Annotated in this window: 13 protein-coding genes; 2 read left to right on the forward strand and 11 right to left on the reverse strand. The window is 66.5% G+C overall.

Annotation, left to right across the window (positions count from 1 at the left end; genetic code table 11):
* Window positions 1-45: 45 nt before the first annotated feature.
* Complete coding sequence (locus ACO1P8_RS11685; RefSeq protein WP_486296049.1) at window positions 46-924, reverse strand: PhaM family polyhydroxyalkanoate granule multifunctional regulatory protein; 879 nt, start codon at window positions 922-924, stop codon at window positions 46-48.
* 28 nt (window positions 925-952) lie between these two features.
* A complete protein-coding gene (locus ACO1P8_RS11690) occupies window positions 953-1,660 on the reverse strand; it encodes a glycine zipper 2TM domain-containing protein (RefSeq protein ID WP_486296050.1) in 708 nt (235 codons plus the stop codon).
* A gap of 176 nt (window positions 1,661-1,836) precedes the next feature.
* Between ACO1P8_RS11690 and ACO1P8_RS11695 the strand changes: the two genes are divergently transcribed.
* Window positions 1,837-2,079, forward strand: coding sequence for a DUF3717 domain-containing protein (locus ACO1P8_RS11695; RefSeq protein WP_094839568.1), 243 nt, complete (start codon window positions 1,837-1,839; stop codon window positions 2,077-2,079).
* Here ACO1P8_RS11695 and ACO1P8_RS11700 read toward each other — a convergent pair.
* The 5 genes from ACO1P8_RS11700 to ACO1P8_RS11720 all read right to left on the reverse strand — a co-directional run bounded on the left by ACO1P8_RS11700 (window position 2,060) and on the right by ACO1P8_RS11720 (window position 6,267).
* Window positions 2,060-2,668 carry an SCO family protein gene (locus ACO1P8_RS11700; RefSeq protein WP_486296051.1) on the reverse strand — a complete coding sequence of 203 codons (609 nt, stop codon included), beginning with the start codon at window positions 2,666-2,668 and terminating at the stop codon, window positions 2,060-2,062. The two genes, ACO1P8_RS11695 and ACO1P8_RS11700, sit on opposite strands and share 20 nt — an antisense overlap.
* A gap of 19 nt (window positions 2,669-2,687) precedes the next feature.
* Entirely contained in the window at window positions 2,688-3,581 is an 894-nt protein-coding gene (cyoE, locus tag ACO1P8_RS11705) for a heme o synthase (RefSeq protein ID WP_486296052.1), read from the reverse strand.
* Between the two features lie 118 nt (window positions 3,582-3,699).
* Window positions 3,700-4,743 (reverse strand): COX15/CtaA family protein, encoded by a 1,044-nt coding sequence (locus ACO1P8_RS11710; RefSeq protein ID WP_486296053.1) that lies wholly within the window; start codon window positions 4,741-4,743, stop codon window positions 3,700-3,702.
* Window positions 4,744-4,747: 4 nt separating this feature from the next.
* A complete protein-coding gene (locus ACO1P8_RS11715) occupies window positions 4,748-5,329 on the reverse strand; it encodes an SCO family protein (protein WP_486296064.1) in 582 nt (193 codons plus the stop codon).
* Window positions 5,330-5,487: 158 nt separating this feature from the next.
* The gene (locus ACO1P8_RS11720; protein ID WP_486296054.1) at window positions 5,488-6,267 is read right to left on the reverse strand and encodes an SURF1 family protein; all 780 of its coding nucleotides are present in this window, start codon (window positions 6,265-6,267) and stop codon (window positions 5,488-5,490) included.
* Between the two features lie 35 nt (window positions 6,268-6,302).
* Between ACO1P8_RS11720 and ACO1P8_RS11725 the strand changes: the two genes are divergently transcribed.
* Window positions 6,303-6,503, forward strand: coding sequence for a twin transmembrane helix small protein (locus ACO1P8_RS11725; RefSeq protein ID WP_094839562.1), 201 nt, complete (start codon window positions 6,303-6,305; stop codon window positions 6,501-6,503).
* 75 nt (window positions 6,504-6,578) lie between these two features.
* Here ACO1P8_RS11725 and ACO1P8_RS11730 read toward each other — a convergent pair whose 3' ends face one another.
* The 4 genes from ACO1P8_RS11730 to ctaD all read right to left on the reverse strand — a co-directional run.
* Window positions 6,579-7,454, reverse strand: a complete 876-nt coding sequence (locus ACO1P8_RS11730; RefSeq protein ID WP_486296055.1) for a cytochrome c oxidase subunit 3 — start codon at window positions 7,452-7,454, stop codon at window positions 6,579-6,581.
* Between the two features lie 35 nt (window positions 7,455-7,489).
* Window positions 7,490-7,708, reverse strand: coding sequence for a DUF2970 domain-containing protein (locus ACO1P8_RS11735; RefSeq protein ID WP_486296056.1), 219 nt, complete (start codon window positions 7,706-7,708; stop codon window positions 7,490-7,492).
* A gap of 10 nt (window positions 7,709-7,718) precedes the next feature.
* Complete coding sequence (locus tag ACO1P8_RS11740; RefSeq protein ID WP_217906518.1) at window positions 7,719-7,838, reverse strand: cytochrome oxidase small assembly protein; 120 nt, start codon at window positions 7,836-7,838, stop codon at window positions 7,719-7,721.
* Between the two features lie 31 nt (window positions 7,839-7,869).
* The coding region (gene ctaD, locus ACO1P8_RS11745) for a cytochrome c oxidase subunit I (protein ID WP_486296057.1) at window positions 7,870-9,393 on the reverse strand (1,524 nt) is incomplete at its 5' end.

Raw genomic sequence — 9,393 nt, forward strand, 5'->3', positions numbered from 1 at the left:
GACAAGAATGCGCCGCCTCGTGGGCGGCGCATGACTAGAAGGAAACTACGACTGATCAGGGTCGGATTGTATTTTGTTTTTCCTGACGGCCGTTTTACGAGGGGCGGCCCGGCTGGCCGGTGCGGAGGCAGGTTTCGCCGCGCCGCCGCGCTTGGCGGCGGACGACGAACCCGTAGCGGCCGCCCCAGAGGCCGGCGCGCCCTGCTGCGCGGAACCCGCTGCCGTGCCTCCGGGCATGGGCGGCATACTGGCGGCCGTAGCGGCCGCCAACTGGTTGAATTGCTGCTGCAGCATGCCCCACCAGGCCTCCGAGGCCGATTGCGCGGCCTGGCTGATGGCCTGGGCCGAGCCCGCCGAAGCAGCGCCAGCGCCCTCCGCCGCCGCGCCCACGCCCGCGCCCGCATCGGCAGCCTGTGCGCCCGCATCGGCCGACGGCTGGCTCGTGGACCGCGCGTGCGTCTCGGGTCCGGGGCCGGCGGCCGCACGCGTTTCGCGCGCCTGCCCGCCGGTGGCGGCACTCGCGCCGCCGGGTGCCGGCTTCAAGCCCAGCACGATTTCCAATGGCGAGGCGTCGCCCCAGCGGGCGGGATCCTGGCCTTGGGTACTGAGGTTGTCGACGAAGGAACGCAGGGTGGCGATGGTGGAGCGCTGGACCTCCATGCCCTGGATGGTGCTGCTCAACATGGACAGATTCATGCGCAGCCAGCTTTCCACGGCACGCAGTTCGGCGATGCGCCGTTCGAGCTCCTGCACATTCATGGGCGCCGTCATGGGCATCACCTGCGCCAGGCCGCCCGGCCCGGTCAGGCCGGCCCAGGCCTGGCGCATCATCTCCATGCTGGCCAGCAGCGGATTGCCCGCCATGTCGGCCGAACCTTGACCCATGCCGGGCAGAACGAAGGGATTGCTGTTTTGGTCGGTCATCTCGTCCTCGTGCCCGCGCCGGGCGGTATCAGCCGGGCAACAGCTGGTTGTTTTCGACGCGTATCGCCTGGCCCGGCGCATATTGGAATGGCGTCGCGCTATGGAAGGTATGCGAGCGGCCGTCGTTGGTGCGAGCCACAAGCTGATAGCGTGTCACGGTCTGTTGCTGCTTGATATTACGCTCGATTTCGCGGCCTGCCAAAGCACCGCCCACGGCGCCCAGCACGGTCAGCGCGGTCCTGCCATTGCCACCGCCGAACTGGTTGCCGACCACGCCACCGACCACACCGCCGGCGACGGTACCGACGATGGGTTCGCTCTGGTTCTGCACCGGCACCTGGACGGTATTCACCGAAACCACGACGCCGCATTGCGGACATGCCGCGGCGCCTGGCTGCCCGGGGGCGGGTGCCTGGCCGGAGGCCGTCGGCGCTTGAGCGCGCGGCTGGGAACCCGATGCGGGCGCCTGGGCCACACGCTGCGGCGGCGCGGCTGCGGCACCCGCAGCGCCGCCCTGCGCCGCCGGCAGCGGCGCCAGATTGGCGTCTTCAGGACCCGCCGCGCCGGCACTGTGCTCGGCGGTCCGCTCCTGTTGGGCGTTGGGCGTGGGAAGCCAGCCCATGATGGCCGCGGTGGCCACGGCACACAGCGCGATCACGCATACGGACGCGATGGCGATCAGGGGGTGCAGGCGGGCGCGCGCGGCGACGCCCTGCAAGGGGGCCGGAGTATTCATAGGGGTCTCCTTCTGGAAAAGACGGCCCGATGTATAGCACCCGGACCTATTTACCGCGTATTGCCAAAGTGACCGTTTGAAAGAGTTGCAAAGCCGGAACCGGCGGGGCCCGTAACGTTGAACGCGCCGTCCGCGTTGCCGCATGACTTTGCCCGCGATTCTGGGACAATGCGCCGATGGACACCGTCATTCCGATCACACGGCTCGAAGACGCAATCAATTATTGGCGCAATCGCATCCCCGCCACGGGGGAAGAATCACGCCTGTGCGCGCAAGCGTCGGCGCTGGCAACGCCGTATGCGCTGATGATCCTGGCCGGCCGACGCGATATTCCGGCAACGGAACTGGACGAACCCGCCCGGCAGGCCTACGCAGCCTGGGACGCGGCCGTCGGCGGCCTCAGCCCAGCAAAGCCTTGATATCGTGCGTCAGCGAGGCGACGTCCGAGCCGTTGCCCGCCAGCACCCGCGCCTCGCCCTTGGCGTCCAGAAGGTAGAACGCCGCGCTGTGGTCCATGCTGTAGTCCTTGCCGTTCTTGGCGGGCACCTTGGCGTAATACACCTTGAATGACGTGGCGGCCTGCTTGACCTGCTCCGGCGAGCCGGTCAGGCCCACGAAGGACGGATTGAAGGTCTGCACGTATTGCTTGAGCACTTCCGGCGTATCGCGCTCCGGATCCACGGTGATCATGGCGACCTGGACGCGCGATGCGTCGGGCCCCAGCGCCTGCATGACCTGCGCCAGTTCCGCCAGCGACGTCGGACAGACGTCGGGACACTGGGTATAGCCGAAGAACACCACCATGACCTTGCCGGCGTAGTCCGCCAGCGTGCGCGGCCGGCCGTCCTGGTCGACCATGGACAGGTTCTTGCCCAGGTGCGTGCCCGTAATGTCGCTGCCCTTGAAGGACGGCGCATCCTGCCCGCAGGCCGCCAGCAGAGCGGCGATGGGGGCGGCGGCGAAGGTGCGCAGCATGGCGCGGCGCGGCAGGGCGATGGCAACGGGCATGGGAGGATCTCGCGACGGATCAGGCCAGCAGCAGGGCCCAGTGATCGATCAGCAGGGCGCCGAACAGCAGCGACAGGTACACGATGGAATAGCGGAACAGCTTGCGCGCCAAGGCATCGGAGTAATCGCGGTACAGCCGCCAGGCATAGCCCACGAACACCCCGCCCAGCACCACGGCGCACACCAGGTAGATCAACCCGCTCATGCGGATGGCGTAAGGCAGCAGCGTCGTGGCCAGCAGCGCCACGCTGTACAACAGGATGTGCAGACGCGTGAACTTCTGCCCATGGGTAACCGGCAGCATGGGCAGGCCGGCCTTGACGTAGTCGTTGGTGCGATACAGCGCCAGCGCCCAGAAATGGGGCGGCGTCCAGATGAAGATGATCAGCACCAGCACCCAGGCCTGCGCGGGCGTGGCGTCGGCGATGGCGGCCCAGCCCAGGGCGGGCGGCATGGCGCCCGATAGCCCGCCGATCACGATGTTCTGCGGCGTGCGCGGCTTGAGGATGACCGTGTAGATGACGGCATAGCCGACAAAAGTGGCGAAGGTCAGCCACATTGTCAGCGGGTTCACCAGGTTGTACAGCACCAGCATGCCGGTGCCGCCGAGCAGGCCGGACAGCGCCAGGACCTGCTGCGGCAGGATGGTGCCGCGCGCGGTGGGCCGCCGCGCCGTGCGCAGCATGCGGGCGTCGACTTCCTGTTCGATCAGGCAATTGATGGCAAAAGCGGCCGCCGCTAGCAGCCAGATACCCAGCGTCGCGTAGGCGACGCGTTTCAGGTCCGGCATGCCCGGCGCGGCCAGGAACATGCCAATGACGGCACAAAACACCGCGAGCTGTGTCACGCGGGGCTTGGTAAGCACCAGGTACTGGCGCAGCAATCCGGAATCCGAGGCGGCAAAACTGGTCATGATGGATGGTATTTTAAACCGGCTGGGCGACAGAACCTGTCAGCAGGCAGGAAAGCCGCCGCGCATTCAACGTGGCCCCGCGCCGGCCGCAGGGAAATAAACGGTGCCGGACGGGCGCTCACGCCAGGCTCTCTTGCGGTTGCGCGGCCCGCAATGCGCGCAGCGCGGGGCCTCCGGCCGTGGACAAGCGCACCAGCAGCGTGACCGCCGCCAGCACCAGGCCGGCCGCGCCGCCATTGTGCAGCACGGCGATCAACAGCGGCCATTGGAAGAAAATGGTGGTCAGCCCGGTCAGCAACTGGGCCAGCAGCAGGCACAGCATCAGGTTGGCGGGCCCGCGCAGGCCGCGTTCCGTGCGCAGGCGGAACCCCAGGATGCCCAGATACAGGAACACGATGAAGGCAAAATTTCGGTGCACCCAATGGATGGCGGTCAGGGCGTACTGCGAGATCATCTCTCCGGAGGGCAGTTCGCCCAGCGCGCGGATGATGGAATAGCCGCCCTTGAAGTCCATGGGGGGCAGCCATTGCCCCTGGCAGGTCGGGAAATCCATGCAGGCCAGGGCTGCATAATTGGTGCTGACCCAGCCTCCCAGGGCGATCTGCAGCGTCAGCAGGGCCAGGCCGCCCACCATCCAGCCACGCCAGCGCGCCGCCGCGGCGCCCAGTGGCCGGTAAGGACGTTCGCGCGCGGCCAGCCACGTCATGACGGCCAGGGTCAGCATGCCGAACAGCAGATGCGAGGTGACGACCACGGGCATCAGCTGATGGGTCACCGTCCAGGCGCCGAACGCGCCCTGCACGCATACGATCACCAGCGCGGCCGTCGCCAGCGCGGGCGAACGTCCCAGGCGGCCGCGATAGCGCCATGCCATATAAACGATGGCGATGATCAGCATGCCCAGGATGGATCCGGCGTAGCGATGGATCATTTCAATCCAGGCCTTGGACAGCGACACCGCGCCGAAGGGCATGGCCTGGTTGGCGGCATGGATGTCGGACAGCGAACCCAATGGCGTCACGCTGCCGTAGCAGCCAGGCCAATCGGGGCAGCCCAGGCCGGAATCGGTCAGGCGGACGAAGGCGCCGAACATGATCAGGTCCAGCGTCAGGAACCAGGTGAAAAAAACCAGTTTGCGGTAGCGACGGATAACGGGGTCCATGCGTTCAGCCAATACGCGAGTTGTAGACGAGCTTGCTGACGTCCTTGCGCACCCGGACCGGATCGGCCTCGGCGGGGAATTGCAGCATCAGGTGGCCCAGCGGATCCACCATCCAGATCGGGCCGGCCAGCGCGGCGGCGGCATCGGCGGCACCGGCCGGGGCGCCCAGCAGGAAAGGCGCCAATTGTTCCGGGCGCCCCCGCACCATGACCGTGCCGCGATAAGCATCCAGCACCTTCTGCGGCACCGGCGCATCGTCGGTGATGAACCACACACGCGCCAGGCGGTCGACATTCTTGCCCTGGCTGGCGTGGGTATTGCGGATGATGAACAGCTTGCGGGCGCAGGACTCCGGGCATGCGCCGCCGTCGGCCGCCATCAACAGCCACTTGCCTTTCAGGCTGGCCAGATCGAAAGGCTGCCCGTCCAGCGTGGCCAGCGGCAGGGCGGCCGGCGCGGGCATGTCGCGCTGCGGCTCCACCAGCGTGCCGTAATTGCTGCTGTCGTCCGGCCACCATTGCGGATTCAGGTACATGATCACCGCGCCCAGTATGGGCGCGAGCGTGATCACGAAAATCGCGATCATGATGGACCTGGCGCGGCGCCGCGTGGTGGATGACGCGTCGGGCAGGGGGGTCGGGACGGGTGTGGCCAAAATCGTAATCCTGCGGAGAGTGAATGCGAAACGCGCGGGTGCCTGCATTTGCGCGATGGCGGGTTGCCGGGCGATCGATACCGGAACCGCTAGGGTCCCCGTCCTCGGCGTGCCGCCCGGGCCGCGCGCGCGGCGCGAACCGCCACCACGACGAAGGCGATGCCGGCGATGCTGGCGAAGCCGAACCACTGCATCGCATAGCCCAGGTTCTGGTTGTAGTCCACCGAGGGCTGCGGCCAGTCGCGCACGAGCCCGTCGCCGGAGGGCGCATGCTGCTCCATGACCGTGGGCAGCAGGTGCAGGCCCGTGGCCCGGGCATACGCATCCAGGTCCAGGTTCTGCACCGTAGGCGGCCCCCCGGCGGCCGGCCACGCGGTGGGCAGCGCATCGCCGGAAACGCCGCCGGGATTCCATAACTCGAACAGCCGGGGCACCCGCGCCACCAGTTCGCCGCTTACGGTACCAACGCCGGCCGGCAACACCGGCACCGTCACGGCCGGTTCGCCGGGCAGCGTCCGCGGCAGCCAGCCACGCAAAACCAGCACCGCGGTGTTCGAGCCCTCTTCCAGCACCATCGGTGTGGCGATCCAGTAGCCGGGCCGTCCGTCCTGGTTGCGGTTGTCCAGGCGCACCGTCATGTCGGCGCGCCAGCTTCCCTGTACGGACACCGGCCGCCAGGGCCGCAATTCATCGGTGGGCGTGGCGGCCGTCAAGGCCAGCGGAGGCTGCCGGCGGCCGCTTTCGATGGCCGCCAGGATGGCGCGCCTTTCGTCGGCGCGACGCAGCTGCCAGCGTCCCAGGGAGCCCAGCAATACAACCATGATGCCCAGCAGCACCAACGCGGTCAAAGTGCGATGCGCACGAGCCATGTCTGCAATAATCCTGGTTTGCACCCGGAGGCACTATGCGCGTCTTAGTCGTCCTGGCCTTTGTCGGCATCCTGGCCAGCCTGGCCTCTGCCCTGGTCTATCTGATGCGGGATAAAGGTACCACCAACAGGACGGTCAACGCCTTGACCGTGCGCATCGGGCTTTCCGTTGCCCTTTTCCTGTTCGTGCTGCTCGCCCACCATCTGGGCTGGATCGAGAGCACAGGGCTTAGATAGCAGCGGCCGCCGCGGGTTCCCGCGCGTGGCCGCGTCGTGGCGGCCGCACGCGGCCCGCCGCGACGGCGCCGGCGCTCAAAACCAATAGACGAACAGGTACAGGCCCAGCCAGACAACGTCGACAAAGTGCCAGTACCAGGCGGCGCCCTCGAAACCGAAGTGATGATCCGCCGTGAAATGGCCGCGGATCAGGCGGATCAGGATCACGGTCAGCATGGTTGCGCCCATGATGACGTGGAACCCGTGGAAGCCCGTCAGCATGAAGAACAGCGAACCATACGCCCCGGAACTGAACTTCAGGTTCAGCTCGGTGTAGGCGTGGTGGTATTCGAAGGCCTGGCAGCCGACGAACAGCGCGCCCAGCAGCACCGTCAGGGCCAGCCAGAAGATGGCCTTGCCGCGGTGGTCGGCGCGCAGCGCGTGGTGCGAGATGGTCAGTGTGACACCGGAAGTCAACAGCAGGGCCGTATTGATGGTGGGCAGCCAGAAGGGCCCGACCGTCGCGAAGTGTTCGACCACGCCCGCGGGACCGAAGTTCGGCCACACGGCGTTGAAATCCGGCCACAGCAGCAGCCGGTGATCCAGGTCGCCCAGCCACGGCGTCGTCACGGTGCGCACGTACCACAGCGCGCCGAAGAAGCCGCCAAAGAACATGACTTCCGAGAAAATGAACCAGCTCATGCCCCAACGGTAGGACACGTCCACGCGCTTGCTGTTCAAGCCGCGCTCGGATTCGCCGATGGCGTCGCCGAACCAGCGGAACAGCACCGCGATCAGGCACAGCAGGCCCAACAGCACCAGCCACTTGCCCACCGACACGCCGTTGACCCAGCATGCCGCGCCCACCGCGATGATCAGCAGCGAGATCGCGCTGCGCACGGGATGGCCCGAATCCGCGGGCACATAGTAGTAGGGCGCCTCTTTCGCTTGAACCGAGTGTCCTGCACTCATGGTCTTCTCCCTGGTACTTATACGTCGAATGTTTTTCAGCTCTGACTTGCCACGACCCAGCGCACGATGCTAACCAGGACCACCACGAAGATCACGCCGGCCAGTACCCCGGCGACGATCAGGTGCACCGGGTTCAGGCGCGCGTCTTCCTGGTAGCCCGCGCGCTTGCGGATGCCCAGCATGCCCCACGCGACCGCCTTCAGCGTCTGCAGGAAACTGGATTTGCGTGGCGCGGAATCCGGAGGCAGGGCCATGGTCGCGTCCTCAGGCCACGCCGGCGAACAGGTTGCCGCCCTTGAACATCGCCCAGGCGAATACCGCCACGACGAAGGCCAGCAGCACCAGTCCGATGATGCGGTTGCGGCGGCGTTGTTCGGGTGTCATGGCGGATCCTGCGTGCATCGCGGTTATGGCCTTATTTCACTTCAGGCGGCGTTTCGAAGGTATGGAAGGGGGCCGGCGACGGCACGGTCCATTCCAGGCCTTCGGCGCCTTCCCATGGCTTGGCGGCGGCCGGTTCGCCCTTGCCGGCATAGCAGCGCAGCATCGCATACAGGAAGATCAGCTGCGACAGGCCGAACCAGAACGCGCCGATGGTAGCGATCTGGTGGAAGGTCGTGAACTGCGCGGCGTAGTCCGCATAGCGGCGCGGCATGCCGGCCAGCCCCAGGAAGTGCATGGGGAAGAAGGTCACGTTGAAGGAAATCAGCGAGGACCAGAAGTGCAGCTTGCCCAGCTTTTCGCTGTACATGCGCCCCGTCCACTTCGGCACCCAGTAGTAGGCGCCGGCGAACAGCCCGAACAGCGAGCCCGCCACCAGCACGTAGTGGAAATGCGCCACCACGTAGTAGGTATCGTGCACCTGGATGTCGATGGGCGCCACCGACAGGATCAGGCCGGTAAAGCCGCCCATGGTGAACACGAAGATGAAGCCGATGGCGAACAGCATGGGCGTTTCGAAGGTCATCGACCCGCGCCACATCGTCGCCACCCAGTTGAACACCTTCACCCCGGTGGGGATGGAGATCAGCATGGTCGCGTACATGAAGTACAGCTGCCCGGTCACCGGCATGCCGGTGGTGAACATATGGTGCGCCCACACGATGAAAGACAGCACCGCGATGGCGGCGGTCGCGTACACCATGGAGGCATAGCCGAACAGCGGCTTGCGGGCAAAGGCGGGCACGACGGCGGACACGATGCCGAAGGCCGGCAGGATCATGATGTAGACCTCCGGATGCCCGAAGAACCAGAACACGTGCTGGTACAGGACCGGATCGCCGCCGGCGGCCGCGTTGAAGAAGTCGGTGCCGAAGTGGCGGTCCGTCAGCACCATCGTGATGGCCGCGGCCAGCACGGGCATGACGGCGATCAGCAGGAAGGCGGTGATCAGCCAGGTCCAGCAGAACAGCGGCATCTTCATCAGCGTCATGCCGGGCGCGCGCATGTTCAGGATCGTGACGATGACGTTGATGGCGCCCATGATGGACGAGGCGCCCATGATGTGCATGGCGAAAATCGCCATGTCCATGCCCGGACCCATCTGCAGGGACAGCGGCGCATACAGCGTCCAGCCGGCGGCGGTGGCGCCGCCCGGCACGAAGAACGACGCGGTCAGCAGGATCGCCGCCATGGGCAGGATCCAGAAGCTGAAGTTGTTCATGCGCGCGAACGCCATGTCCGAGGCGCCGATCTGCAGCGGCACCATCCAGTTCGCGAAGCCCACGAAGGCCGGCATGATGGCGCCGAACACCATGATCAGGCCGTGCATGGTGGTGAACTGGTTGAACAGTTCCGGGCGGAAGAACTGCAGGCCCGGCTCGAAGAGCTCGGTGCGCAGCAACAGCGCCAGCGTGCCGCCTTCCAGCAACATCAGGAACGAGAAGATGAGATACACCGTCCCGATATCCTTGTGGTTGGTGGCGAACAGCCAGCGGCG

The sequence above is a fragment of the Bordetella sp. genome (assembly GCF_057362025.1).